Here is a 26923-nt window from a genome sequence, read left to right as displayed (position 1 = left end):
TCTGTGCAAATCTGTGGCAAAAACTAAAGGATCACCCTTCCGGTTTTATCTACTTCTGCCTTACGCATTAACTAGATAAAAGGATGAACACAGATAATCCTTTGTATTAAGGTTAAAATCTGTGTTTATCTGTGCAAATCTGTGGTAAAAAACTAGCGGATCATCCTTCCGGTTTTATCTACTTCTGTCTTACCAATTAACCACAGATAACAAGGATGAACACAGATAATCCTTTGCATTAAGGTTAAAATCTGTGTTTATCTGAGCAAATCTGTGGCAAAAACTAACGGATAACTCTCCCGGTTTTATCTACGTTAACTTTATCAAAAGGTTCGAGGAATTCGTTAATGATGGTGGCAAATTCGCGTCTGGTTAACACTTTTTTAAGGTCGTATCTGGAGTTGAACCTGTAATTTTTATTCCAGTTTTTCTGCAATGCATCTTTCGTAGCATCAACTGATTTATTGCCCACATAACACACCATAGAAATGGTGTTTTCTAAATTAATTGGGATATTCTGATGATCATCGAACCAGATTTGAGCTTTGAAATAATATTCTTTAACCGGTTCTTTAATTTCGTTATAAGTTACTTCTTTTTCAGGTTTGAAATAAGCTTTATCCTGTTTGAGTTCTGCTTTGATAATTCCGGTAATGCCTACTTTTTGGATGGCCAGCCAATTCGAATCGGTGGGTTTTATATCTTCAAAGGGCATTAATGCATGTTTATATGCTAATAGTTCGCCCTGAATTCCTTTTAAATTTGATAAACTGGTTTTAATATCATAAAATGCACCATAGGCTGCAGTGGCTCCCGCTGCCGACCCAAATTCGGATTGTTCGGCAGGAATATATAAGAGATTTTCCTGGTTGGGAATCAACAAGCTATATAATGATAAAAAATTAGCACCTGTTGAAGCAATACTTGCCACTGTGGTTCGGTAGGTATTTTCGTTATAATTTAACGGGCTTGGTTTCGCCGGATTTAAAGTTGTGATTTTTAATGCGGCAATCAATTTTTTAGGGTTATCGGCCAGCAAAAGAATCCTTGCTTTAATACTTTTATCTTTTGTGAGTTTTACTTCCCAGCCACTGCCAGATCGTTTAATTTCGGTGTAGGGTGTGTTATTGATCACGTTTAAAAGTAAAGTGCTATCTGTCACCGTTACTTTTGGCCGGTTTTTCTTATCGGGCTTAGGCTTTGGGGTTTCTAAGCTTTTCGCATTTTCGGTTTCGCGCTTTAAAAAGTTCTGATAAAAAGCCTTGTTGGTCGGGGCTATTTTATTTAAATCCAATTGTTCTTTTTGGGTGAGCAGGATGGTTTTTACACCCGACTTAAAGGACTGAAAAGACGCAGCATAAGCGGCATCGCCATTGCCAATAACCAGTACATCTGTTTTTATGGTTTGGGCATGGATAACCAGAGGAATTATGAATGCGAAAACAAAAAACAACCTTTTCATCTTTATTATTAAAATTTGCTGCAATATGCTTTAAATGAATGAATTTTTAATGAAACGGCTGCATTTTAACTAAATTTAATGCATAAACAGGCAAGATCGATTTGGGTAAAAGAGATTAGTGTCAGATAATTATGGAACAACAGATAAAACCGGTTTTCGATTTACAGCAAAAACATAAATTCGATTTACGTAAAACGGATGCTAAAACCCGCATTGGGAAGCTAAAATTACTTAAGCTGGCTCTGGAAAATGCCGAAGAGGAAATATTTGCTGCTTTAGAAAAGGACCTTCGCAAAAACCGTTTCGAAAGTGCCGTAACCGAACTGTATTTTACCTATGCAGAAATAGATTTTGCCATCAAAAAACTGAGGAGCTGGATGAAGCCTGAATCTGCCGGCAGAACCATGAGTAATCTTTTTGCAAGTAATAAAATTTATTACGAACCTAAAGGTGTTTGCCTGATTATTGCCCCCTGGAATTATCCTCTACAATTGATGATGAGTCCTTTGGTTTCTGCAATTGCAGCAGGGAATTGCGTCATCCTTAAACCGTCCGAATTAAGCGAAGCAACAGCGGGTGTAATTAATAAAATGATTACAACCACTTTTGATCCGAAAGAAATCGCCTGTTTTGAAGGCGATGCTGGTGTTTCTACCGAACTTTTAAAACTCCCGTTTGATCACATTTTTTTTACAGGAAGCACCGCCATAGGCAAAGTGGTGATGGAAGCTGCTGCGAAAAACCTGACCTCAGTAACCTTGGAACTTGGGGGGAAATCGCCAGTGATTGTAGATGAAACCTGCGATATTAAAAAAGCTGCCGAAAAAATTGCCTGGGGTAAATTGGTTAATGCCGGCCAAACTTGTATTGCCCCCGATTATGTCTTGATCGAAGAAAGTAAGCTAAATGATTTTGTTGGAGATTATAAAACTGCAGTTCAGAAAATGTTTTTCGAAGGGGCTGAAATTAACCAAAAGGATTATGCCAAAATCATCAGTGAAAAACAGTTTAAACGTTTAAATAAATTAATGAACGATGCTGTTGCTGATGGAGCGGTATTGGCTTTTGGTGGTGAAAAAGATGAGCAAAATCTGACCCTGTTGCCTGCGCTTTTAACTTCTGTAAATGAAAAAAGCGACATCATGCAGGAAGAAATATTTGGACCTGTTTTACCTGTAATTACTTTTAAAAATGTACAGGAGGCTATTGATTTAGTGAATAGTAAAAGTAAACCACTGGCGCTTTACATCTTTTCAGGTAGCAAGCAGAACCAGCATAAAATTATTAACCAAACCAGTGCCGGTGGGACTTGTGTAAACGATGTACTGGTTCACATCAGTAACCCTAATTTGCCTTTCGGCGGTGTAAACAGTAGCGGGATGGGAAGTTGTCACGGGGTTTTTGGCTTCAAAACCTTTTCGCACGAAAGAGCGGTTGTTTTTCAATCAAAATTGGGGATGACCAGCATGATTTATCCTCCTTATGGCAAAAAAATGGGTTTGTTGAAATGGCTGAAGAAGCTGATGTAATTGGGAGGTTGTTTTAATGTTGGAATGTTATCATGGTTGAAGGTTAGATTTCAACTTTCCAGCCTTTCAACTATTTATTAGTTTTTAGAAACAGATAATTCTCCTTAAAAATCTTATTTTGGGTTCATGGATATAGAGCAGTTAAAATACCCGATCGGACAGTTTTCAATGCCTGATATTTTCGATCAGCAACAGATTGATACCTGGATTTCTGAAATTGAAGCACTACCCGGCCAGCTTAAAAAGGCTACCGAAAATTTAACGGATGAAGAATTAAATCAGACCTATCGCCCCGAAGGCTGGACATTAAGGCAGGTTGTTCACCATATTCCCGATAGCCACATCAATGCCTATATCCGTTTTAAGCAGGCCATAACAGAGGATATTCCGGTAATCAGACCGTATTATGAGGAACGCTGGGCTGAAACTGAAGAAGCTAAAAATGGTGACATCAATTTCTCTATTGATTTATTAACCGGGTTGCATCAGCGCTGGGTTGCTTTTTTAAAAACATTGCAAGTAGAAGACTACCAGAGAAAATATATCCATCCGGCACATAATAAGGAGCTCACTTTAGCCAATATGCTGGGCATGTACGCCTGGCATGGAAAACATCATTTGGCGCACATTACCAATACTGTTGCAAAATGAAGAGAATCTATTCATTTTCCATGATCTTATTCATGGTTGGCTTTTTTAGCGATGTTAAAGCCCAAAAAAATTCATCAGAAGTCTTTTCATTTGTTTTGGGTTCATGGGAAGTGCAAACGCCTAAAAGTAAAATTATAGAGCAATGGAGCGAGGGCACCGATAAAATGCTCAAGGGCAAGAGCTACCGCATTAATGGAAAAGGCGATAGTGTACTTACCGAAACTTTGCAAATTAGAACAATAGGAAAAGATATTTTCTATTGCTCAACTGTCGCTAATCAGAATGAGGGTAAAGAGGTTTGTTTTAAGCTTATCTCCACAAAGAACCAGATTTATATTTTCGAAAATAAGGATCACGATTTTCCGCAGAGAATAGTTTATCAAAACCTGGGTAAAACAGAAATGCTCGCCTGGATTGATGGTGAGCTAAATGGCAAAAGCCGAAAATCTGAGTTTAGGTATAAGCGGCAGTAAACGATTCGTCATGCTGTCCCGATTTTACATCGGGGGGTCAGCATCTTTCTAGCATGAAAGACCCTGAGATAAATTCAGGGTGACGATCATGTTAAAAGAGAGGATCTAACCTACATCAAAACCAACATCGCCGCGCTCATAGCAATCATAATCGCATCTTCAACAATGGTTACGGTGCTCATGGGCAAATTAAAAACAGCACCTAAACAGGCACACTGAATTTTCTTTTTGTTTAAAACACTTTCCAAAACGCCAAGGATACTTACTGTCATTACGATGAGAGTAACCCAGTTTACAACAACAGGGGATAGGTTTAAGGCAAATGACAAACCAAGTCCCAATTCTATAAAAGCGTAAATAAAACCCCACGCACTGAATTTTTTTGCTACAATATCGTACATGGCATAACTTTCGGCAAAAGCTTTTAAGTTGAGCATTTTAAAGAAAGAAAAGGTGAGGAAAAAACCTGCCATAAATATGCGCATAAACACCATAAAATTAATGGCGTCATTTTGCCATGAAACCACTAAAGATATTGCGGTAACATATCCGAAGATCAATAAGATGGGTTTATAGGTTTCTGCCCATGATTTTGCTTCTTCCAGCGCTTCACTATGATGCGCAGCTGAAATCTGATATTTGCTGTCGGCGCCACCCAAAGCTTGCTGAAGGGTATCTAATCCAATATGTTTATCCATGCTAATGGTAGCAGAATTGGTATCTTTCGAAACCTCAACCGAGGTTACATCTGGTAAAACGAGCAGGTTACTTTTAACTTTATTTTCGCAACCGCCACAGGTCATGCCCGTGAGTTGATAGGTATGTGTCATGATGAAATTCTTTTAAGCAAATTTACCAACTTAAGGGGCCAAAAGCGTTACAGAATAATCATAATGTTTTATAGAATTTTAGTTTCTGTGATTCCACCAGATGCCGTCATTTCGAGCGGAGTGTAATGCAATCGAGAACCACGCAGGTGCTCAGCGAAGCTAAATCTATCTAGAGTTAGATCTCTCCGCTCCACTGTGTTACGGTCGAGATGACGCAGTTTTGATAAACCCTAAACCTACTACCCCACCAAAACAGACGTCATTGTTAACGAACCGCCAACGGCTTTGTCATTAAAAAACGCAATCTCTTCCTTATCGTTTTTCAATCCGAGGGTGTAAATAAGCGGTAAATAATGCTCCGGAGTAGGGATGGCCAGCATCGCATCGGTACCAAGGTTACGGTAGTTAATTAAAGGCTGATGATCTCCGTTGGCAATTAAGTTTTTAAACTTATCGTTCATCTCATTTGCCCAATCGTAACCACCACCGTTAATCATCTCCCAGCTTAACATGCGGAGGTTGTGTACCATGTTTCCGCTCCCGATAACTAATACGCCTTTTTTGCGGAGCGCATAAATTTCTTTGGCAATTTCGTAATGCTGTTCAGGAGATTTAGTGTAATCGATACTCAATTGCAATACCGGAATATCTGCATTAGGATACATGTGCCTTACCACTGTCCAGGTGCCATGGTCCAGGCCCCAGTCGTGGTCTAAGCCCACTGGTATAGCGTGAATTAATCCGGGAATTTCTGCAGCCAAATTCGGATCGCCGGGAGCAGGGTATTGCACATCGAAAAGTGCCTGCGGAAACCCACCAAAATCGTGGATGGTAGTCGGGAAATCCATCGCGGTAACAAAAGTGCCATGGGTGTACCAATGTGCTGATACCACTAAAACGGCTTTTGGAACAGGTATATGTTTGGCTAAATCAATCCAGCTCTGACTAAACTCGTTATTTTCGATACCATTCATTGGAGAGCCATGTCCAATAAAAAGCGTTGGCATTAAATCCGTTTGAGGCAAACGCTGAGTAAAGTTTCTGAATTGAGATAATGTGGACATGGTATCGTTTTTGTCATGCTGAGCCTGTCGAAGCACCTATATGCATTTCGACAAGCTCAATGTGACAGATTTAATTAAAAAGTTTATTAGATCATCAAAATTGATTAATAACGATCTTAATCAATTATTTCGCCTGAACAAACTCCAGGTTCAATTTAATGGCAACATCTTTTGCAACACCAGCACCTGTTGGATCATATTTAATGTTATAATCTAAACGGTTAATGGTCGTAGTAGCGCCAAAACCGGCTTTAGTATTGCCTTGCTGATCTTTAGCTGTTCCACCATAAACCACAGCAAACTTTACATCTTTGGTTACATCGCGGATGGTCAGTTTACCATTCAATTCATAGTTATTGCCACTTAATTTTTTGAAAGATGTACCTTCAAATTTCATCGTAGGGAACTTCTCTGCATTAAAGAAATCGTTTGTTTTTAAATGGCCATCCCTCATCTCAACACCTGTAGTAATGCTGTTTACATCAACCGTAAAGCTAATTTTAGCATCAGTTAAATCTGGTTTAGAAGCCGTAACCGTTCCGTCGAATTTTTTAAATGAACCATCAACAAAAGAAATGCCCATGTGTTTAACTGAAAAGTTAACAAACGAGTGCATTGGATCTATTTTCCAGCTTGTTTGTGCAAATGATGCTACACTGATTGAGGCAGCGATCAGAAATAAGAATAATTTTTTCATACCTGGTGATTTTATTTAGGTACAAAATTAGCTGATTACCAGTTGATCAGTCTTGACTTATGGTAAGAAATTGGACAGAGGGGGTTAATCGATTAATGGTTTTTTGGTTCATGGTCCATAGACGATGGGCCCATTGGCTATCAACCATGATCTATCTAACCATTGACCATAAATTTTAGCCAATCCTCCATCTTACCTTTTCCATTTTACATCCTCCTCATACCTCATCCAGTGTTTTCCTGCTGTCTGCAGAACCTGCTTTATAAACCGAAGGCGTAATACCAGTTACTTTTTTAAACTGTGCCGATAAGTGTGCTACGCTGCTATAGTTAAGCTGATAAGCAATTTCGCTCAGGGTAAGTTCGCCGTAGGTAAGCATTTCTTTTGCTTTCTCTATTTTTTGGGCAATGAAATATTTCTCAATCGTTTGATTTTCCACCTCCGAAAAAATACCGCTTAAACTGCCGTATTCCTGTTTTAACTGATCGCTTAGATAGGCAGAAAGATTGATTTTTAAGGGTTCCCTGGTATAATGTACTAAATTAACAATAGCCGTTTTAACCTGCTCGGCTATCTGGGTTTTCTTATCTTCCAATAGTTCGAATCCGAAATGGTTAAGGCCATCTGAAATTCTGATTTTATCTTCGGGAGTGATATTTTTAGCCAAAGTAACTTCGCCAAGCTCAACCAATAGCGGTTTAAAGCCAAGCTTTTCGAGCTCAGCCTTAACCACCATTTTACAACGGTTGCATACCATATTTTTGATATGCAGCTTCATTAGTTCGGTTTTATCGTTTCGGAAACATCACCACAATCGAACATCATACTTCCATAATATGGATTTTCGATGTTTTCTTTTTCATTTAACCAGCTCGCTTTCGCCATGGGGCAATGCTGAACATAAACGGTTTGGCTGTTAAATTTTAAACCCTTCAGCGTTTTAATCATCGCATAAGAAATCCCTTCAAAAGCTTTTCTTTGTGTTTTAATGTCGTTCGAACCCGCAAGCTGAGCCGATTTGCTTTTGATAATCGCAGCTTGTTCCATAAATATTTTATGCTGATCCGTTGGTAAATCTTTATGGTTAACTGCATTTACATTTGCCGATAAAATTTTCACTTTTTCTATCGCCAGGTCTTTTTTGTCGGTTGCGAGGGCATTTTTTACATCGTAATAGGCTGTTAATACCTGATTTAAGGCTGCGTCTGTTTTGCTTTGTGCGTAAGTGAATGTTGTTGTTGCGATTGTGATGATGGCAACTAATCCTAATATTTTTTTCATGTGATTATATTCTATTTTAAAACGTTAAAAAAATTAAATTCTGCCCTGAGCAGGTACATATTTTTGGTGTACCGGTTATCCATATTTCCCGTTGCCTGAAAACGATAGCCAAAATCGATTCGGGTTGTACTGTTTAAAACCATCTGTAGGGCTGGGGCTATATCCAGGTAAGATTGGCCGCTGCCCGGATCGGTTTTGCCCAGTAACTCTAAATATACATTAAAGTTGGGCTGTTTGTAATCCTTATAAACGACAGGTAAAACCAGATAACCCGATGATAAGCTGTAGGACAGCATATTTTTTGGTTGAGGCATCCCTGCAATTTGCCTGTCGCTGTTTTCGAAAGCGTGGGCATAACCTAAGGTTGATGATAGCGCCAGTTTATGCAGCAGTTGTGTAAAAATCAATCCTCCCTGAACGCCGCTATTGTCGCCTTCAAGGTTAATGTCGCGCGTATAAGTTGGCCGTCTGCTGGTACTAATCCTTCCAAAAGCCGATGCCCTGAAATGGCTGTGTGCTTCATCCAACGATAAAAACCGGTATTTAGCATATAAACTCCCACCTTCTAAACGATATTTACCATCCATGTCAGAAAGAAAAGCCTGGGCATGCATCATCAGGTTTTTGCTGAACCCGATCATCACCTCCGGAATAGTGCGGCTTACATAACCCGGATAGTTGAACATGCCTTCGTTGGTAATCCTTACGCCGATCGATTTTTTCGGCATATTGCTCGCAGGCTCTGTAAACACATATAGTTCTTGTGCAGAAACACTTTTATAAGCACCGATAAGCATCAGCGCCAGTATGAATATCCGCCTCATCCTAAGAAAGAACCAAGTGATAAATGCGCGTTTTTTTGCCGTTTACTACGCCGGTGCCACTTGCATAAGCGTCGGAATTAGCAGTTGAGGCTTGTTTTTTGAATGCTGAACCGGAAATAAAATCTTTATCAACCACACTCGCCTTTATTGTGCCACTAAGCGTTTTATCTTTTACATTTACAAAACGGTACACATTGCCATTAACAACCGCCTGACCTTTGTCGTCTACTTTAACATCGTTAAAATTGAAGTTTGCAGTTAAGCTGCCAACAGAAAAACCTGCATCCTGAACTTTTTTACGAACCAGGTCTAGATTAACATTCGCGTCTTTTTTAAAGGTTAAAACAAAGATGTTTTTATTTAAATCTGGTTTAACGTTACTAATAAAGCCCAGGGTTTCTAAAGATTTTTGTGTGGCGTTTGAACACATGGAACAAGTTAAACCGGTTACCTGTAAATCGGCTGTAGATATTTGTTGTGCCGAAACATTAACGGCAAAGAATAGCATAATGATGCTGAAAATTTTTATTGTTTTCATGATTTTTTGAATTAGAATTTAAGAAAATGTCACATTGAGCCCGTCCAAATACAAGAAATGTGCATTACGAGCTGATGTTTAATCCTAATTCCTGAAAATGCAATTGAAAACATGCAAAGCAACCCGCGAGGATAATGGTGGTGCTTTGTTTGAGATTTTACTAAAAAACTTCGGAGTGATGTTGGTCAGAAATTCTAAAACCGGAGGATGCAGGAAAAGTTGGATAGAAAACAATTTAGGCATTTGTACCTGTGCCTCCACCTGGTGACTATCTTTAACCTTAACTGTTACCTGTGTGTTTTTGCAGCAACCATCATCTTTCTTCTCAGCAGGAATCTCCTTACAGAATTTGCAGGAAAGTTCGTTGCTAAAGAGTTTAACATTTTCTAGTTTACCCCCACAAAAATGGAGGCTTAAAGCCAAACCCATAACACTAACTGCATAAAATACAGCCAAAGAAAGTGCTATTTTTTGTTTTAACTTCATTAGCACAAAGGTAAAGCAAAAATTATCGAATAATGCGCGGAAATATTTACTGAATTTCATTTTTTAGTTTATTTTAGCCTCAAACACCGGCTAAATGAAGAAAATATTATTGTTCCTTTGCGCTTTTTCAGTGCTTTCCGCTTTCGCTGCGAAACCTAAAAATCAATATGTCCGTATTAAAACAGCATATGGCGAGTGCATTGTTAAATTGTACAATCAAACGCCATTGCACCGCGATAACTTTTTGAAACTGGTTAAAAAAGGGTATTACAATGATCTTTTATTTCATCGGGTGATTAAAGATTTTATGATCCAGGGGGGCGATCCGGATTCGAGGAATGCCAAACCAGATTCGTTGTTAGGCAACGGCGGACCAAAATATACGATTCCTGCAGAATTTAATGATAGTTTATTCCATAAAAAAGGGGTTTTGGCAGCAGCAAGGGAAGGTGATGACGTTAATCCGGCAAAAGCATCAAGCGGAAGCCAGTTTTACCTGGTTCAGGGAAAGGTTTTTACCGATCAGCAGTTAAATAATGTGGAAGAAAAACGCCTGAAATTTAAAATTCCTGAATGGCAGCGTGAGGTGTACAAAACAATTGGAGGCACCCCGCACTTAGACCGTAATTATACCGTTTATGGCGAAATTGTAGCTGGCCTGGATCTGGTAGATAAGATTGCAGTAATCGAAACCGATAAAAACAACCGTCCAAAACAGGATGCAAAAATGGAGATTACGGTTTTGAAGAGGAGAGAAGCGAAAAAGTTGGAGAAACAGTTGTTACAGGGATCTTTGAAAGATAAAATAGTTATGTAATTAAAGGATCTTGTCTGTTATCAAAGAAGAACAGAATTCTAATTTCTTCTTGATAAACTTGATAATAAAAAGAAGTATGTTTTGAGATTACGCCTTTTCTTACTTGGCTATTTAATGAGATAGGATCGTAGATAAAGGGCAAGAAGACAATGAGATCAATTTTTTTATAAACACTTTCTATAAAACTTTCAGCATAATCGTAACCCCAGGTTTTTTCTATAAAAATCCCAATGCCAAGTAGTGTTTCGTATGCTTCTTCAGAAAAAGAAACGGTTAGTGCCATTTTTCAGAAAGCCTTTTTTTACTTCGTCATATGGGATTAGTTTTCCCTCTTTAGCTTGTTGTAACCCTCTTTTAATTCCCTCCTGAACATGTTTAGGCAATTCGTCCAACACAACCTTTTCATTGTAGTTTAAAAGCATGTCCAGCTCTGATAAAAGATTTTCATCATCTGTTTCGAAAACCTTTTTTGCGATTTCTATTTTTAATTCTTCGATGCTCATAAACAAATTTAACGAAAGCAATTCTCAATTACTAAGCATTTATTCAATTAATTTCTAAATTTACCGCCCACAACAATTGAAATTTACTGAATGAAACCATTATGATTTACCTGCTGAGCGGGCATAAAAATCATGATCGCTTCATCGCCATTGATAAATATATTTAACTGATGAAAATCATCTCCTATAATGTAAACGGAATCCGGGCGGCAAGTACCAAAAACTTTTTTGGCTGGCTCCAGGCTACAAATGCTGATATGGTCTGTTTGCAGGAAGTAAAAGCCATGCCTTCACAAATCCCGGAAATTATTGCGCTGATTGAGCAGTTGGGCTATCATCATTATTGGTTTCCGGCAGAGAAAAAAGGATATAGCGGCGTGGCCATTTTATCGAAAATTAAACCTAACCATGTAGCATTTGGATGCGGAGAAGAATGGATCGATAAAGAAGGAAGAATTTTGAGGGCTGATTTTGAAGATTTTTCATTAATGAGCCTTTATATGCCATCAGGTTCGAGCGGAGATGAAAGACAGGTTAAAAAGTACGAATTTATGCGGTTTTTTGATGAATATATCGGCGAACTGCGTAAAGAGTTCCCAAACTTAATTGTAAGTGGCGACTATAACATCTGCCATACCGCCATTGATATCCATAACCCAAAATCGAATGCCAATTCATCTGGTTTTTTACCCGAAGAACGGGAGTGGATGCAGTTATTTTTAGATAATGGTTTTATCGATACCTTCCGTCATTTTAATAAAGACCCGCATCATTACACCTGGTGGAGTTATCGGGCAGGATCAAGGGGGAAGAACCTGGGTTGGCGTATCGATTACCACCTGGCTACAAGACCAATGGAAAGCCGCCTTAAAAATGTAAGGATTTTACCCGATGCCATACATTCTGATCATTGTCCGGTTCTATTGGAAATAGATTAGGTTTTGGGTTAATCGGTTAATTGTTTAAACTGGTTAACTGTCCGCAATACTCAATTAATCAATTTATACGGTTTGAACAATTAACCATCCCATAAATGCTAATCATAAATATAAAAGGGCTTGTTGGCCTGCATCCTAAAGATAAATTAGTGCTCAGTGGTAGCGAACTCGGTGAATTGCCTGTTCTCGTAAATGCCTGGCTTTTGCTGGAAGATGGCCTGATTAAAGATTTTGGAAAAATGAATAGTTTTCCATCTTCCCTTACATCTCTTCCAACATACAATGCCGAAGGCCGCTACGTTTTCCCTTCCTGGTGCGATAGCCATACTCATATTGTTTTTGCGGCTTCCCGCGAAGAAGAATTTGCCATGAAGATACAGGGGAAAACCTACGAGGAAATTGCTGCGGCAGGTGGCGGAATTTTAAATTCGGCGGGTAAACTCCAAAATGCATCAGAGGATGAATTGTTTGAAAGTGCTGCGGTGAGGTTAAAACAGATGATTTTTCAGGGAACAGGAGCGGTTGAAATTAAAAGCGGGTACGGATTAACTACTGAAAGTGAAATCAAAATGCTCCGGGTAATCCGCAGGTTAAAAGATCACTTTCCGATACCTATAAAAGCAACTTTTCTGGCTGCTCATGCTTTCCCTGCCGAATTTAAAAATGATCACCAGGGTTACATTAACTTGATTATTAATGAAATGTTGCCGCTAATTGCCAAAGAAAACCTGGCCGATTATATTGATGTTTTCTGCGAAAAAGGATTTTTCTCCGTCGAAGAAACAGATCAGATACTCAAAGCCGGAGCAAAATATGGCTTGAAACCAAAATTACATGCCAATCAGCTTTCCGTTTCAGGCGCTATCGAAGTTGCCGTAAAAAATAAGGCCGTTTCGGTTGATCATTTGGAAGAAAGTAACGAAGAAACCATCAATACCTTAAGAAATGCTAATACCATTGTAACGTTATTGCCTTCCTGTTCGTTTTACCTGGGTATTCCATTTGCAGATGCCAAAAGCTTTCTTAAAGCAGATTTGCCTGTGGCTTTAGCTACCGATTATAATCCGGGATCAACACCTTCAGGAAATATGAATTTTGTGGTTTCGCTTGGTTGTATTAAAATGAAGATGTTTCCGGAGCAGGCCATCAATGCAGCCACTTTAAATGGCGCAGCGGCAATGGAAATAAGTAAAGATTATGGAAGCATTACAATTGGTAAAAAAGCAAATTTATTTATTACCAAACCAATGCCTTCAATTGCCTATTTGCCGTATAGTTTTGGTGAAAACCAGGTTGATACGGTGATTTTAAACGGTGAAATTTATCATGGATAACCTTAAAATATATTCGCAGAGCGACATTAACCATTTGATTATCCATCGTAATGGCGAAATTAAACTTGGCGAAAGGGTTAAAACATACCAGTATGAGGCAATATCAATTGAAGGATTAAAAGCGAACCACTCAAAATTTGTATTGTTGGGCATCCCGGAAGATATCGGGGTACGGGCAAACGCTGGTATTGCTGGCGCCGCTTCGGCATGGAAACCTGCTTTAGCTGCTTTTCTCAATATTCAAAGTAACCGCTTTTTAAATGGTGCAGAAATTTTGGTTTTAGGCCATTTCGAAATCAACGAACCTGAAGATTCTTCTATTAAAGGTTTAAGGAATAAAGTAGCAGAAATTGACGAACTGGTTTATCCGGTCATCGAAAAAATTGTTTCTGCAGGCAAAATCCCGGTGGTAATTGGCGGTGGGCACAACAATGCTTATGGCATCATTAAAGGGACTTCGCTGGCATACAAAACTCCAATTGATGTATTAAACATAGATGCGCATGCCGATTTAAGAGAACTGGAAGGAAGACATAGCGGAAACGGGTTTTCTTATGCACTTACAGAAAATTATCTTAATCATTATTTTATGTATGGTCTGCATCAGAATTACAATAATGAAGCGATTTTAAGCCAGGTTGAAAACAACGCCAGGCTAAAGGCTATATTTTTCGATGATATTTTAATGGGTGACGATGCCGGCGGCTTTTTTGATGAATTAGGGAAAGCTGCTGGTTTAGAGATCGACTTAGATTGTATTCAAAATGTGCTTTCGAGTGCAGAAACGCCATCGGGATTTGCCGTCAATGATGTCAGAAAGCTGATTTTAACCAACGCTAAGAAATTTTCTTATTTACACATTTGCGAAGGTGCCACAAGGATGCTTGATGGAAGGGTGAGTAAGCTCACGTCTAAATTGATTGCTTATTTGGTGAGTGATTTTGTGAAAGCACATGTGGCTAAGGTTTAGCCTCCCGTGCCGTCATTTCGGGCGGAGTGAAACTTGTACCGATTTAACATCGGTAACATTGCCGGGAACCACGTAAGTGCTCAGCGAAGCTAAATCTGTCTTGAGATAGATCTCTCCGTTTCGCTACGCTACAGTCGAGATGACGAAATGGGGATATCGGGATGACAACGCTTTTGTTTAATCTGCCATCAGATAGGATAAGGGCATTTTTATGAAGCGCGCCCATACCAACAAACCATGGTCACTGAACTAATGAACCCTTACAGGTGCTCCGCTTCATATTTTTCACCAGCCTTTAACATTAAATCGATCTGTTTAAGGTCTTCGGCAGTTAATTCTTCTTTTTCCTGTAATTCGAATACCGCAATCATGTTGTCTTCGTATTGTTTTTCTGTTTTAATAACGATTTCCTGTGGCATGCCGGTAAGCTTAAAGTTTTATAATTTCTGTTGGTGTTATGCAAAAATCTAATTTGATGTCGTGTTCATTCACATCATCTATTTTTTCGATAGCAGGGTACAAAGATAAGCCTATTTTTTGAGCATTTATATCCTGTAGAAAACGATCATAAAAACCTTTGCCATAACCTACGCGGTAGCCTTGCTTATCAAATGCCAAAAGCGGAATAATTACCAAGTCTATTTCTCCTTCATGGAGGCTTCCTTTTTGTGGTTCCAGAATGTTGTAAAGGTTTTTTTTAAGGTCATCTTCGCCCAGATATTCATGGTGGGTCATCAAAGCCGTTTCGAAATCGGCTTTTGGCACAATAATTTTAATTTCGGGATGGGTTTTACTCAGCCATTCGATCAATAAAAAAGTATTCGGCTCTTTTTTTTCGGTGATGGGTAAAAAGATATGAATGGTTTTAATCTGGCTAAAATCGAGTGTTTTAAACTGTTTTAAAAGCGATTCGTTTAACCCATGGTACAATGAGTCGTTTAGTAGCAACCTGTCTTTTAACGCTTGTTTTCTGATTTCGGCTTTTAGCATAAAACAAAGATAATATTTTTCAAACCCCGCAGGTTTTCGAGAAAAGTTTTGTGACCCAAAACCTAAAGGCTTTGGTTAAATAAACCCGATAGTAGCGTAAAATCCGAAGGTGAGGCACGAGCCAGGGATTTGAAGCGAATAGCGGGACTGTAGTAGCCCAAGCACACCGAACCCTGATTTTCTAAAAAAAATGACCGCCTGAATTACCTGGATACATTTTAAAAAATACGGTTATTTAGCATTATGGGTATAAACCTCACAGGTTTCCGAAACCTGTTTAAACAAAAAAGCCTCTGAAAAATTAATTTCAGAGGCTTCAGAATATTGAATTTAAATTATTTTACACGCTCCACGTAATCGCCGGTACGGGTATCAATTTTAATTTTATCGCCCTGGTTTACAAACATCGGTACCTTAACCTCAACACCGTTTTCTAATGTTGCTGCTTTTAATGCATTGGTAGAAGTATCACCTTTAACAGCCGGCTCCGAATACGTAATTTCAAATTCTGCAAAGTTTGGTAATTGAGCCATAATGGCTTCTTCACTCTCCATCGAAACAATGATGTTCATGCCTTCTTTTAAAAATTTTATCGCCGAACCAAATAAAGCTTTGTCAACATTAAATTGCTCGTAAGTGTTGTTATCCATCACGATTAAATAATCACCTTCTTCATACAGGTATTGGTAATCGTTAGTTTCAACACGGCAAATTTCTACAGCCTCGTCGGTATTCATACGTGCTTCAACAATTCTGCCCGATTTAATGTTACGGAATTTACCTGTATAAAATGCGCCACCTTTTCCTGGCGTACGGTGATTCCATTCGTCAACAGTAACCAGTTCGTTATTAATACGAAGGATGTTGCCTGTTTTAATTTCTGATGCTTTTGCCATATTGTGTTATCCCAAATTGGGGGTTTATTTTAGTTTTTCGTGACGGCAAAGGTAAAATTATTTTAATAAAAACCTATAAAGGTTTAAGGCATAAGGCTTAGTGCTTAAGAAAATTTAAACCATTAACCAGGTTTATCTTATCCTCTCCATATACTCACCGGTACGCGTATCAATTTTAATTTTATCACCTTCATTAACAAATAAAGGAACCCTGATTTCAGCTCCTGTTTCTACAGTTGCCTGCTTAAGCGCACTTGTTGCCGTATCGCCTTTAACCGCAGGTTCAGAATAGGTTACAATAAGCTCAACACTGTTTGGCAGGCGTGCAATAATCGGCTCTTCACTTTCAAAGGCAACCGTTAAGGTCATGCTTTCTTTTAAAAACCTGATCGAATCTCCAAAAAGAAATTTAGGGATGTTGTGCTGCTCAAAAGTCTCATTATCCATTACCACTAAATAATCGCCATCCTCATAAAGGTATTGATAGTCATTGGTTTCTACGCGGGCAAAGGTAACTTCTTCATCCGGGCGGAAACGATATTCCACAATCTTACCTGTTTTTATATTGCGCATACGGGCCTGGTAGAAGGCTCTTAAATTTCCTGGGGTGCGGTGGATGTATTCTTCAACTGATACCAACTCTCCGTTAATACGAAGAACACTTCCGGTCCATATTTCTGATGCTTTTGCCATTTTTAAAATGAAATGTTGTTTTGTTGATGATTAAAAATCAAAGTTAAAAAATGCATATTGATTTGAAAAGCAAAACCAGCATTAATCGGGTAGCGCAGTCCCGCTTTCCCTTCAATCTTTTTGCAATTGCATCTGTAAGTTTATAGAAGAGGCTCCACCAAAAAGTATTTTCGTGCAATCGGGTTTAGAAACGAGGGGCTTGTACATCAATAAATGCCACTTACACAACAAAAAACCTCCGTATAAAAGAAATGCCTTTGGGAACCACTCCAAAGGCATAATCAACCTAAACCTCAAACTAAACTATGAAAAACTCTTTGCCATTTACGGCTATATTTTTGATTCCGCATTGCGGAAAATATTAACGTTTCCTTTAGAGATAAATTAAATAATTGTTTCTCTTTTTGGTGGTGCAAAGGTACAAACTATTTCTTAATTGCAAAATATTTTTTTAAAAATTTATTTTTAGTACAAATGTATGACAAAACAGACGTTATGAAGATGGGTTTCAGGAGCAGTAAACTACTTGTAATCTGATATTTGCAGCTGTGTGGTGCAGAAATCGTATTCCTGGATCTGGTTAGAGCCAATTATTGTTAAACGGTCTTTTCCAAAATTTTCAATCAGTTCGCGGTACCAGTTTATTCCCTGAACGTCTAAATTGCTGGTCGGTTCATCTAAAAATAAAATTGGTGTATCGGTGCAACAGGCCAAAGCTAGTTTGGTTCTTTGCTTCATGCCTGATGAGAAGTACTTAATTTCTTTATTTGCAGCTTTTTCTAAACCCAATACGCCGATCAGCTTTTTAGCATCGAGGCCAGGCGCAAAATTTTTAAACTTAAAATGAAAATCAATGATCTCTTTTAGCGTAAAGGTTTCAACCAGTTCGAGGTAAGGAGCAGCAAGACTAATGTACCGGTAAATATTTTCGACAGGGATTTCTGCAGTATCCGAAAATGTAATTTTCCCTTCAGAAGGAGAGAGGCTACCATTTAGAACACTTAACAAAGTCGATTTACCCGAACCATTTGGCCCCAGTATGGCATAACTATTACCCGATGTAAATTCGGTGCTCAGGTTCCTGAAAATCCATTCCTTATTAAACCTTCTGCCAACATTTTGTAAAGAGATATTCATTTTGGGCTAAGCGTTTGGCGTTTGGTGGTCAGCGTTAAGGAGTTTAATCATGCAAACGCTGTTATCAACTCCGATATATTGGCCATAATTTGGCGTAATGCGGTATCCTATTTTCTGGTAGAGCGCAATGGCTTCAGGTTGTTTTTTGCCGGTTTCTAACACAGTTGCAGTAAAGCCCGTTTCAGCTGCCCAATTTTCCAGTTCGGTTACAATTTTGGCTGCAATTCCCTGTTTCCGGTAATCAGGATGCACAAACATCCTTTTTACTTCAGCCTCAGTTGCAGAGAAAGGTTTTATGGCACCACAACCAACGGGTACATCATTATGGCAGGCAACAATCACTTCTTTAATGGCATCAACCTTGTTAAACTGAGCATAAAAAGCATGATCGTCGCCATCTCTAACAGCTAAATCCTGATCCAGCAAAGTTACCAGTTGTCTAAAACCGGCATTTTCTGAATCTGTTCTGATTAGCGTTAAATCACTCATTGAAAATCAAAATTTTAGCTTTCAGCTTTGGTCTTTAAGCTTTCTGCTTAACTGCCCATGCCAAAACCCTTCATTACCCCACGGTTAGAATTACGGATAAAATCAACAATTTCATCACGGATTTCCGTTGGTTTAAATTCGGCTTCGATCATGTCTAAAGCTTTGGTTACATTATTGTGTTTTACAAAAAGTACGCGGTAAATTTCCTGTATTTCGTCAATCTGCTCATTGGTAAAACCTCTTCTGCGTAAACCTACGGAGTTGATACCGGCATAAGAAAGTGGCTCGCGGGCTGCTTTAACATAAGGAGGTACATCTTTACGTACCAATGAACCACCGGTTACAAAAGCATACGAGCCTACCTTAACAAACTGATGTATCGCAACCAAACCAGCCAGTACTACATTGTTACCAATGGTAATGTGGCCAGCTAAAGTAGTGCTGTTAGAGAAGATACAGTTATTGCCAACCTCGCAATCGTGCGCAATGTGCGAATAAGCCTGGATAAGGCAATTACTTCCTATGGTGGTTTTCCATTTATCTTTAGTACCACGGTTAATGGTTACACACTCGCGGATGGTGGTATTATCGCCAATTTCTGCAGTAGTGATTTCGCCGGCAAATTTTAAATCCTGAGGCTCGCCGGAAATAACGGCGCCAGGAAAAATGCGGCAGTTTTTACCGATACGTGCACCATCCATAATGGTAACGTTCGATCCGATCCACGTGCCCTCGCCAATTACAACGTCTTTATGTATCACTACAAAGGGTTCGATTACCACATTTTCGGCAATTTTTGCCTGAGGATGTATATATGCTAAAGGTTGTATCATTATTGGGCGGGTTCTGCTTGTTTAATTTTTGAAATTTGGGCCATCATTTCGGCCTCTACAACGATTTTTTCGCCAACCATACCTACACCTTTCATCTGGGCAATGCCTCTTCTGATCGGTTCAAGTAAATCGCAGCGGAAAACGATGGTGTCGCCAGGTAAAACCTGTGCCCTAAATCGTACGTTATCTATTTTTAAGAAATACGTTAAGTAATTCCTCGGATCAGGAACGGTGCTTAGAACTAAAATACCACCAACCTGTGCCATGGCCTCAATCTGGATTACGCCTGGAAAAACCGGTGCGCCAGGAAAGTGCCCTTTAAAAAACTCTTCGTTCATGGTTACGTTTTTAACGCCTACCACATGGTTTTTAGAAAGTTCTAATATTTTATCTACAAATAAAAATGGCTGACGGTGAGGCAAAATATCCATAATCTGAACCACATCATACAATGGTTTTGCACTTGGATCGTACACCTTCTGTATTTTTTTGTTTTTCTCTTTTTTAATGGCTGCTTTAATCTTTTTTGCAAAAGCAACGTTTGCCGCGTGGCCCGGGCGGGCGGCCATAATGTGGCCTTTTAAGTGCATACCAACCAAAGCTAAATCGCCAATCATATCCAGAAGTTTATGGCGGGCGGGTTCGTTTTGGTAACGCAATTCCATGTTGTTCAAAATTCCCTGTGGGGCAACATCAATGTCTTTGCGGTTAAATAATTTAGCCAGATGGCTTAATTCATCTTTGGTAACTTCTTTATCTACAATTACAATGGCGTTATTTAAATCGCCGCCTTTAATTAAATTGTGCGATAACTGGTATTCTAATTCGTGTAAGAAACAGAAAGTACGGCAGGAAGCAATTTCTTTTTTAAACTCTGCAATGGTATTAATACCAGCATGCTGACTACCCAAAACAGGAGAATTATAATCAATCATACACGTAAAACGATAATCGTCTAACGGCATGGCCACAATTTCTACTTTTCTGTCTTCTTCGGTATAGGTAATGTTATGGGGAATGGTAAAGTATTCGCGATCGGCATTTTGTTCAACCGTGCCTACTTCTTCCAGTAAATCAACAAACTGGATAGAACTACCATCCATAATCGGGGTTTCAGGTCCGTCTAGTTTGATCAGCACGTTGTCAAGGTCCATACCCACCAGTGAAGCCATTACGTGCTCTACGGTGCTTACGCTGGCGCCGTTTTGGGTAAGGGTTGTTCCGCGTGAAGTATCAGTTACGTTATCTGCATCGGCTTCGATAATCGGATGCCCGTCTAAATCGATGCGCTGAAATTTAAAGCCATGATTTTCGGGGGCTGGGCAAAATGTTAAAGTCACATTAGCGCCGGTGTGTAAACCTACACCAGATGCTGATATTTCCTGTTTAATCGTTTTTTGTCTAACGTTCATTGTTTATTGTATTCTTTTCCAGTTCAGCTGTAAGCCTTTTCAGTTCCTCTTCGAGCGCGTTTATTCTTTTTTCTACATCCGGGAGATGTTTGAAAATTACGGAGGCACGCATCCAGTTACGCAAAGGCTGCGCCGGGCTTCCGTGCCATTGTTTATTTTCTTCTGTAATGTTAAAGTTGATACCGGCCTGTGCACCAATCTGTGTGCCTTTGGCCAAAGTTAAATGTCCTGCTATACCCACCTGACCGCCAACAACGCTGTTAGCGCCAACTTTTGTACTGCCCGATATGCCAGATTGTGCTGCTAAAACGGTGTTTTCGCCAATTTCCACATTGTGGGCAATCTGGATCAGGTTATCTATTTTGGCTCCTTTTTTCACAATTGTCGATCCCATCGTAGCACGATCAACCGCGGTATTTGCACCAATTTCTACATCATCTTCAATAATGACGTTTCCAATCTGCGGGATTTTATTGTAAGTACCGTCTTTTTGAGGGGCAAAACCAAATCCATCGCTACCAATAACGGTGTTGGAGTGGATGGTAACCCTTTTGCCAATTACTGAATTGTGATAAATTTTAACACCTGGAAAAAAGGTGCTGTTTTCACCAATTTTAGAGTTTGCGCCAATAAAAGTTTGCGCATTTACTTTACATCCGTCACCAATTTCTACATTTTCGGCAACGTAAGCAAAGGCATCTATAAATACATTTTTACCAATTTTTGCTGTTGGGTGTACAAAAGCCTGCTTGTCGATGCCCGATTGCGCTGCCTGTGCGTTTACGGCTTCGTTATATTTATCCAGTAAAATGGTAAAGGCGCTATATGGATTTTCTACACGGATTAAAGTGCTGGTATAAGGCTGTGTAGGCGCGAAATTTTTTGATACGATAACAACTGACGCCTGAGTAGAATACAAAAAGTTTTCGTACTTAGGATTAGAAAGAAAGGACAAAGAGCCCTCTTTCCCGTCTTCTATTTTAGAAAGTTCGGTAACGGCTACATCTGGGTTGCCATCAATGGAACCGTTCAAAAACTGACTTATCTGCGTGGCAGTAAATTGCATCGTACAAAGGTATATGTTAAATTGATATGAACAAAAAAACCTGCTAGGGTTAAGTGGTGTATATTTTACACAATAATAAGACTTAAAACGGCAGTAAAAGTTAAATATTTTGTTAAATAAGCTTAAATGCCCCTGGGGTAACAGAGGATATATTTTTCTACAGTTTTCTGCAGCGACTCGAGATTGGATAAATCTGATGCCTTTGCAATATCTACAATATCGTTATTTTTCATCAGAATCTTGATATTTCCAACACCCGCGTTGTAGGCCCGGTTCTGGATCGAATCGGTAAAAACAAAATACCTGGCTTCTTCGGGTTTAATCTCCAGTAAATTAACAGCTGCATCCTGTAGAAAGCTCACCCGGTCATCACTTGCTTTTTCATTGCCCATTTCTACTTTGTAAAGATTCCTTGAAGTAAGCATTTTACACAGCGTAGACAAAATTTTATCGGGATGTTTAACCCAAACCTTCACTGCTGCATAAATATCCTGATCATCCAGATTGGTAAAATGCTCCAGGTTTTCGTGCTGGGCAAAGAAGTTGGCTTCGCTGATGTCGTTTTTTAAGAAATGGTTTAACGAGGGCGAAGCAAATAAATCTGTTCCTGCAACCGATAGTTCTTTAGCCCGTTCTAATAATTTTACGAGGATCATTTCACCCGATATTACCGTTTTATGCAGGTACACCTGCCAGTACATCAGCCTTCTGGCAATTAAAAATTTCTCAATCGAATAAATGCCTTTTTCTTCAATAACCAGGTCGTCATCATAAACATTAAACATCTTGATAATCCTGTCGAAACTGATTACGCCTTCACTAACACCTGTAAAAAAACTGTCGCGGTTGAGGTAATCCATTCTATCTAAATCCAGCTGACCTGAAATCAGCTGATGAAGAAATTTTTTATGGTAAGTGCCGTTAAAAACTTCAATGGCGTGACTCAATTTTCCTTCGAAATGAACATTCAGATCGTTCATCAGCTTTGCTGAAATATCTTCATGCCTGATTCCGGTGACCAACGAATGTTCTAAAGCATGCGAAAAAGGCCCGTGGCCGATATCGTGCAGTAAAATGGCCAAAATGGCGGCTTCTTCTTCACCCTCGGTGATGACATGTCCCTTGCTTTTTAAAAGATTAATCGCCAGACTCATTAAATGCATGGCACCCAATGCATGATGAAAACGGGTGTGTAAAGCGCCCGGATATACCAAATGCGTCATCCCCAGTTGTTTAATGTAACGCAAACGCTGGAAATAGGGATGCGAAATTACATCATAAACCAATTCTGATGGAATACTGATGAAACCGTAAACCGGATCATTTATTATTTTCTTCTTGTTCAATCGTTAAAAATAGTTAAATAGATAGATACGGTACAAAAATTGCTATTTTTATTCACAGTTTGATTTACCTGCCAAAATTTAAGGGCAATACATACCTATTTTTACAAAAACATGCAAGAAACTAAGATATTATGGGCCGATGACGAAATCGACCTGTTGAAACCACATATATTATTGTTGAATGATAAAGGTTATAATGTAACCACATTTACCAATGGAAACGACGCTTTGGAAGCATTTGGAAAAGACCATTTCGACCTGGTTTTTTTAGATGAAAATATGCCGGGGATGAGTGGTATCGAAACACTTTCGGCCATTAAAAATTTAAATCCTGATGTGCCGGTGGTTTTGATTACCAAAAGCGAGGAAGAAAATTTAATGGAAGATGCGATTGGTAGTAAAATTGACGACTATTTGATCAAACCGGTAAACCCTAAACAGGTTTTGCTTACCATAAAAAAGCTGATTGATAATAAACGTTTGGTGAGCGAAAAAACATCAATGGCTTATCAACAGGATTTCCGCCGTTTGGGCATGACTTTAGGCGACAGGCTTAATTACGAAGAGTGGGTTGATGTGTACAAAAAAATCGTTTTCTGGGAACTGGAATTAGAAAAATTAGATGATCCGCAGATGCATGAAATTTTAACCATGCAGAAACAGGAAGCCAATACACAGTTTACCAAATTTATTGAAGAAAATTACCTCGACTGGATTAAGAATAAGGATAAGGCACCTTTACTTTCGAATGAACTGTTGAAGAAAAAGGCTTTTCCGCATATTAACGATACCACCCCTGTATTTTTTATCCTGATTGATAATTTACGTTACGATCAGTGGAAAATCATCAATCCGTTAATTTCTGAATATTTCAGGATTGATGAAGAAGATATGTACACCAGTATTTTGCCTACGGCCACGCAATATGCCCGTAATTCAATTTTCTCTGGCATGATGCCTTTGGACATGGAAAAACGCTTTCCTCAGCTTTGGCAGAATGATGATGATGAAGGTGGAAAAAACATGCATGAAGAAGCATTTCTGGCCGATAACATTAAACGGAGCTTAAGAAAAGATTGTAAATTCAGCTACAATAAAATTTTAACTTTTGAGCAGGGGAAAGACCTGCTAGATCAGACCAATAACTTGTTGCAGAACGATTTTAACGCCATTGTTTTCAACTTTGTTGATATGCTGAGCCATGCACGTACCGATATGCAAATGATTAGAGAGCTGGCAAACGATGATGCAGCTTACCGCTCGTTAACTTTATCATGGTTTGAGCACTCGCCGCTTTGGGATTTATTGAAAAAAATCTCTCAAAAGCAGGTTAAGGTGATCATTACTACAGATCATGGAACCATTCGTGTTAAAAAACCGGTTAAAGTAATCGGCGATAGAAGTACCAACACCAATTTACGTTACAAACAGGGCAGAAACCTTAATTTTAATGCGAAAGAGGTGTTTTTAATCAAAAATCCACACGATGCCTTGTTGCCTAAGATTAACATCAGCAGCAGTTATATTTTTGCAAGGGAGGATAGCTATTTTGTTTATCCGAACAACTACAACCAGTTTGTAAACTATTACAACGAAACCTTTCAGCATGGCGGAATTTCGTTAGAAGAAATGATTATTCCGGTGGTGACTTACTCTCCGAGGTAGTTTACTCCGCTCATGATCTCGTCATTTCGAGCGGAGAGCAGCGCAGTCGAGAAATCTATCTCGAGGTAGATCTCTCCGTTCCACTGCGTTCCAGTCGAGAGGACGGATAGTACGCAGTCGATAAATGACGATGTATATTAGGCAAAAGCAATGCAATTATGTGTTACTTTTACCTTTATTCTTTTAAAATGGATATCGAAGTAAATAGTTTAGCCGATTTACCTGTTGTGGCGCAACAACTTTCAGATTTTGCAGGCAGTGAGAAAGTCTTCATTTTCGAAGGCGATATGGGTGCCGGGAAAACCACTTTTATTAAAAATTTCTGTAAGCATTTAGGAATCGAAGATGTAGTTTCGAGCCCAACCTATTCTATCGTTAACGAATATGAAAGTCCGAATGGACCAGTGTTTCATTTCGATTTTTACCGGATAAAAGATATCCGCGAGGCGTATGATTTAGGCTATGAGGAATATTTTTACGGTGGTGGTACTTGTTTAATCGAATGGCCGGAAAGGGTAGAGGAACTACTGCCAGAAAACTACATTAAAGTAGAAATAAATGTAGTGGACGAGAACCGCAGATTATTCAGGCTTTTGAAGGTATAACAATTAGTTATCAATAAATTAACAGATTTTCCGTACCTTGAACAACCTAAAACTACCAAAATATTAATTCAACATGGCTACAGGATTACGCGAAGGAATGGCCGATATAGCTCGTCAGGGTTTATTACAAACGCAAGAAGCGAAGTTAGAAACCAGCAAAAAGAAAAACAGCCTTTATATAGGAATACCCAAAGAAATTTCTTTCCAGGAAAATAGAATTGCGCTAACGCCTCTATCAGTAGCTTTACTGGTAAATAATGGTCACCGCGTGGTTTTGGAAACCGGAGCGGGTATAGCAGCCAATTTTTCTGATAGCGAATATGCGGAGCAAGGCGCCAAAATTGCCTACGATAAAAAGGAAGTTTTCGACGCCGATATCCTGGTGAAAATTGCACCACCCATGTTAGAAGAAATTGAGCTGATGCACAAAGGCCAAACGCTGATTTCTTCTTTACAAACCGGAACTTTAAAACAGGATTACCTTAAAGCTTTGATGCATAAAAAAATTAATGCGTTATGTTTTGAAAATCTCCGCGACGAAGGTAATATTTTAAGCGTGGTACGGGCCATGAGCGAAATAGTTGGCTCTACCTCTATATTAATCGCTGCCGAATACCTGAGCAATGTAACTGGTGGTAAGGGATTAATGTTAGGCGGTTTTACCGGTGTTCCACCCACTGAAATTGTGATTTTAGGTGCAGGAACGGTTGGCGAATATGCCGCAAGGACGGCTTTGGCCTTAGGTGCTGAGGTAAAGGTTTTTGACAGTTCTATTTACCGCTTACGCCGTTTACAGAATAATTTGGGCAGCAGGGTTTTTACCTCGGTAATGCAGCCAATCGTATTAAATAAGGCCATTATAACCTGCGATGTGGTAATAGGTGCCATTCGTGCCAGCCATGGCCGTAGCCCTTGTGTGGTGATGGAAGAAACCGTTGCGCGGATGAAACCGCATTCGGTGGTAATCGATGTGAGCATCGATCAGGGAGGCTGTTTCGAAACCTCTGAAGTAACCAACCACACCAATCCGGTGTTCCGGAAATATGATGTGATTCATTATTGTGTGCCCAATATCGCCTCGCGCGTGCCAAGAACGGCATCTTATGCATTAACGAATATTTTTGCGCCTATTTTACTAGATATTGGAGAATACGGAGGTTTGATGAACATGGTTTGGAACAATCCGGGGATTCGTGAAGCACTGTATATTTACCAGGGAAATTGTACCAATAAAGATCTGGCCGATATGTTTAATTTGCCTTTCAAAGATTTAGAACTGTTGGTGGTTTCGAATCAGTAGTTCATAATCCGTCATTTCGAGCGGAGTGCAACGCAGTCGAGAAATCTGTATAAACAGATCTCTCCATCCCACTGCGTTTCAGTCGAGATGACGT

General features: G+C 39.2%; 31 protein-coding genes. 10 read left to right on the top strand and 21 right to left on the bottom strand.

Features of this window, described 5'->3' with window-relative positions:
* Positions 1-283 precede the first annotated feature (283 nt).
* A complete protein-coding gene (locus ACTJKC_RS08115) occupies positions 284-1462 on the bottom strand; it encodes a hypothetical protein (protein WP_440791001.1) in 1179 nt (392 codons plus the stop codon).
* A 131-nt stretch (positions 1463-1593) separates the two neighbouring features.
* Between ACTJKC_RS08115 and ACTJKC_RS08110 the strand changes: the two genes are divergently transcribed.
* From ACTJKC_RS08110 to ACTJKC_RS08100, 3 genes are all read left to right on the top strand, one after another.
* Positions 1594-2991 (top strand): aldehyde dehydrogenase family protein, encoded by a 1398-nt coding sequence (locus tag ACTJKC_RS08110; RefSeq protein WP_440791000.1) that lies wholly within the window; start codon positions 1594-1596, stop codon positions 2989-2991.
* Between the two features lie 126 nt (positions 2992-3117).
* Positions 3118-3642: a YfiT family bacillithiol transferase gene (locus ACTJKC_RS08105; protein WP_440790999.1), complete on the top strand. Its 525-nt coding sequence runs from the start codon at positions 3118-3120 to the stop codon at positions 3640-3642.
* The gene (locus ACTJKC_RS08100) at positions 3639-4115 is read left to right on the top strand and encodes a DUF6265 family protein (RefSeq protein ID WP_440790998.1); all 477 of its coding nucleotides are present in this window, start codon (positions 3639-3641) and stop codon (positions 4113-4115) included. Before ACTJKC_RS08105 ends, ACTJKC_RS08100 begins: the two co-directional genes overlap by 4 nt.
* A 110-nt stretch (positions 4116-4225) precedes the next feature.
* Here the strand turns inward: ACTJKC_RS08100 and ACTJKC_RS08095 are convergent, their stop codons facing one another.
* The 8 genes from ACTJKC_RS08095 to ACTJKC_RS08060 form a co-directional block, all read right to left on the bottom strand.
* On the bottom strand, positions 4226-4945 hold the full coding sequence (locus ACTJKC_RS08095) for a heavy-metal-associated domain-containing protein (RefSeq protein ID WP_344853371.1): 720 nt from the start codon (positions 4943-4945) through the stop codon (positions 4226-4228).
* Between the two features lie 239 nt (positions 4946-5184).
* Complete coding sequence (gene ygiD / locus ACTJKC_RS08090; protein ID WP_440790997.1) at positions 5185-6009, bottom strand: 4,5-DOPA dioxygenase extradiol; 825 nt, start codon at positions 6007-6009, stop codon at positions 5185-5187.
* 124 nt (positions 6010-6133) lie between these two features.
* Positions 6134-6706 carry a YceI family protein gene (locus ACTJKC_RS08085; protein WP_440790996.1) on the bottom strand — a complete coding sequence of 191 codons (573 nt, stop codon included), beginning with the start codon at positions 6704-6706 and terminating at the stop codon, positions 6134-6136.
* Between the two features lie 217 nt (positions 6707-6923).
* Positions 6924-7484, bottom strand: coding sequence for a helix-turn-helix domain-containing protein (locus ACTJKC_RS08080; RefSeq protein ID WP_440790995.1), 561 nt, complete (start codon positions 7482-7484; stop codon positions 6924-6926).
* Positions 7484-7987: a DUF3347 domain-containing protein gene (locus ACTJKC_RS08075; protein WP_440790994.1), complete on the bottom strand. Its 504-nt coding sequence runs from the start codon at positions 7985-7987 to the stop codon at positions 7484-7486. Before ACTJKC_RS08075 ends, ACTJKC_RS08080 begins: the two co-directional genes overlap by 1 nt.
* A gap of 11 nt (positions 7988-7998) precedes the next feature.
* Complete coding sequence (locus ACTJKC_RS08070) at positions 7999-8811, bottom strand: hypothetical protein (protein ID WP_440790993.1); 813 nt, start codon at positions 8809-8811, stop codon at positions 7999-8001.
* Between the two features lies 1 nt (position 8812).
* Positions 8813-9349 carry a heavy-metal-associated domain-containing protein gene (locus ACTJKC_RS08065; RefSeq protein WP_440790992.1) on the bottom strand — a complete coding sequence of 179 codons (537 nt, stop codon included), beginning with the start codon at positions 9347-9349 and terminating at the stop codon, positions 8813-8815.
* A gap of 84 nt (positions 9350-9433) precedes the next feature.
* Positions 9434-9835: an HYC_CC_PP family protein gene (locus ACTJKC_RS08060; protein WP_440790991.1), complete on the bottom strand. Its 402-nt coding sequence runs from the start codon at positions 9833-9835 to the stop codon at positions 9434-9436.
* A gap of 94 nt (positions 9836-9929) precedes the next feature.
* Between ACTJKC_RS08060 and ACTJKC_RS08055 the strand changes: the two genes are divergently transcribed.
* A complete protein-coding gene (locus tag ACTJKC_RS08055; RefSeq protein WP_440790990.1) occupies positions 9930-10652 on the top strand; it encodes a peptidylprolyl isomerase in 723 nt (240 codons plus the stop codon).
* On the opposite strand, the gene ACTJKC_RS08050 is transcribed toward ACTJKC_RS08055, so the two are convergent.
* Positions 10645-10935, bottom strand: coding sequence for a type II toxin-antitoxin system RelE/ParE family toxin (locus ACTJKC_RS08050; protein WP_440790989.1), 291 nt, complete (start codon positions 10933-10935; stop codon positions 10645-10647). The genes ACTJKC_RS08055 and ACTJKC_RS08050 overlap by 8 nt on opposite strands.
* Positions 10910-11155, bottom strand: a complete 246-nt coding sequence (locus ACTJKC_RS08045) for a hypothetical protein (protein WP_440790988.1) — start codon at positions 11153-11155, stop codon at positions 10910-10912. The genes ACTJKC_RS08050 and ACTJKC_RS08045 overlap by 26 nt, the downstream gene beginning before the upstream one ends.
* Positions 11156-11325: 170 nt before the next feature.
* Here ACTJKC_RS08045 and ACTJKC_RS08040 point away from each other — a divergent pair, with 170 nt between their 5' ends.
* The 3 genes from ACTJKC_RS08040 (at position 11326) to ACTJKC_RS08030 (ending at position 14397) form a co-directional block, all read left to right on the top strand.
* Complete coding sequence (locus ACTJKC_RS08040; RefSeq protein ID WP_440790987.1) at positions 11326-12093, top strand: exodeoxyribonuclease III; 768 nt, start codon at positions 11326-11328, stop codon at positions 12091-12093.
* 95 nt (positions 12094-12188) lie between these two features.
* Complete coding sequence (gene hutI / locus ACTJKC_RS08035; RefSeq protein ID WP_440790986.1) at positions 12189-13427, top strand: imidazolonepropionase; 1239 nt, start codon at positions 12189-12191, stop codon at positions 13425-13427.
* The gene (locus ACTJKC_RS08030) at positions 13420-14397 is read left to right on the top strand and encodes a formimidoylglutamase (RefSeq protein WP_440790985.1); all 978 of its coding nucleotides are present in this window, start codon (positions 13420-13422) and stop codon (positions 14395-14397) included. The genes hutI and ACTJKC_RS08030 overlap by 8 nt, the downstream gene beginning before the upstream one ends.
* A 260-nt stretch (positions 14398-14657) precedes the next feature.
* Here the strand turns inward: ACTJKC_RS08030 and ACTJKC_RS08025 are convergent, their stop codons facing one another.
* From ACTJKC_RS08025 to ACTJKC_RS07980, 10 genes are all read right to left on the bottom strand, one after another.
* The gene (locus ACTJKC_RS08025) at positions 14658-14816 is read right to left on the bottom strand and encodes a hypothetical protein (RefSeq protein WP_440790984.1); all 159 of its coding nucleotides are present in this window, start codon (positions 14814-14816) and stop codon (positions 14658-14660) included.
* A gap of 10 nt (positions 14817-14826) precedes the next feature.
* Positions 14827-15387 (bottom strand): 5-formyltetrahydrofolate cyclo-ligase, encoded by a 561-nt coding sequence (locus ACTJKC_RS08020; RefSeq protein ID WP_440790983.1) that lies wholly within the window; start codon positions 15385-15387, stop codon positions 14827-14829.
* 335 nt (positions 15388-15722) lie between these two features.
* The gene (gene efp / locus ACTJKC_RS08015; protein ID WP_344853355.1) at positions 15723-16283 is read right to left on the bottom strand and encodes an elongation factor P; all 561 of its coding nucleotides are present in this window, start codon (positions 16281-16283) and stop codon (positions 15723-15725) included.
* A 132-nt stretch (positions 16284-16415) separates the two neighbouring features.
* A complete protein-coding gene (gene efp / locus ACTJKC_RS08010) occupies positions 16416-16976 on the bottom strand; it encodes an elongation factor P (protein WP_344853354.1) in 561 nt (186 codons plus the stop codon).
* A 522-nt stretch (positions 16977-17498) separates the two neighbouring features.
* A complete protein-coding gene (locus ACTJKC_RS08005; protein WP_440790982.1) occupies positions 17499-18113 on the bottom strand; it encodes an ABC transporter ATP-binding protein in 615 nt (204 codons plus the stop codon).
* A gap of 6 nt (positions 18114-18119) precedes the next feature.
* A complete protein-coding gene (locus ACTJKC_RS08000; RefSeq protein WP_440790981.1) occupies positions 18120-18602 on the bottom strand; it encodes a GNAT family N-acetyltransferase in 483 nt (160 codons plus the stop codon).
* A 47-nt stretch (positions 18603-18649) separates the two neighbouring features.
* Positions 18650-19435 carry an acyl-ACP--UDP-N-acetylglucosamine O-acyltransferase gene (gene lpxA, locus ACTJKC_RS07995; RefSeq protein ID WP_025141731.1) on the bottom strand — a complete coding sequence of 262 codons (786 nt, stop codon included), beginning with the start codon at positions 19433-19435 and terminating at the stop codon, positions 18650-18652.
* Entirely contained in the window at positions 19435-20847 is a 1413-nt protein-coding gene (locus tag ACTJKC_RS07990) for a bifunctional UDP-3-O-[3-hydroxymyristoyl] N-acetylglucosamine deacetylase/3-hydroxyacyl-ACP dehydratase (RefSeq protein WP_025141732.1), read from the bottom strand. Before ACTJKC_RS07990 ends, lpxA begins: the two co-directional genes overlap by 1 nt.
* On the bottom strand, positions 20837-21913 hold the full coding sequence (lpxD, locus tag ACTJKC_RS07985) for a UDP-3-O-(3-hydroxymyristoyl)glucosamine N-acyltransferase (protein ID WP_440790980.1): 1077 nt from the start codon (positions 21911-21913) through the stop codon (positions 20837-20839). Before lpxD ends, ACTJKC_RS07990 begins: the two co-directional genes overlap by 11 nt.
* 122 nt (positions 21914-22035) lie before the next feature.
* Positions 22036-23259 carry an HD domain-containing protein gene (locus ACTJKC_RS07980; protein WP_440790979.1) on the bottom strand — a complete coding sequence of 408 codons (1224 nt, stop codon included), beginning with the start codon at positions 23257-23259 and terminating at the stop codon, positions 22036-22038.
* A gap of 111 nt (positions 23260-23370) precedes the next feature.
* On the opposite strand from ACTJKC_RS07980, the gene ACTJKC_RS07975 reads away from it, so the two are divergent.
* From ACTJKC_RS07975 to ACTJKC_RS07965, 3 genes are all read left to right on the top strand, one after another.
* Complete coding sequence (locus tag ACTJKC_RS07975) at positions 23371-24924, top strand: PglZ domain-containing protein (RefSeq protein WP_440790978.1); 1554 nt, start codon at positions 23371-23373, stop codon at positions 24922-24924.
* Positions 24925-25112: 188 nt separating this feature from the next.
* Positions 25113-25529, top strand: a complete 417-nt coding sequence (gene tsaE, locus ACTJKC_RS07970) for a tRNA (adenosine(37)-N6)-threonylcarbamoyltransferase complex ATPase subunit type 1 TsaE (protein WP_344853347.1) — start codon at positions 25113-25115, stop codon at positions 25527-25529.
* 73 nt (positions 25530-25602) lie between these two features.
* On the top strand, positions 25603-26829 hold the full coding sequence (locus tag ACTJKC_RS07965; protein ID WP_344853346.1) for an alanine dehydrogenase: 1227 nt from the start codon (positions 25603-25605) through the stop codon (positions 26827-26829).
* Positions 26830-26923: the final 94 nt, after the last annotated feature.

The sequence above is a fragment of the Pedobacter sp. 22226 genome (assembly GCF_052045455.1).
GTDB lineage: Bacteria > Bacteroidota > Bacteroidia > Sphingobacteriales > Sphingobacteriaceae > Pedobacter > Pedobacter jeongneungensis.
This window is presented reverse-complemented; position numbering and strand designations above follow the sequence as displayed.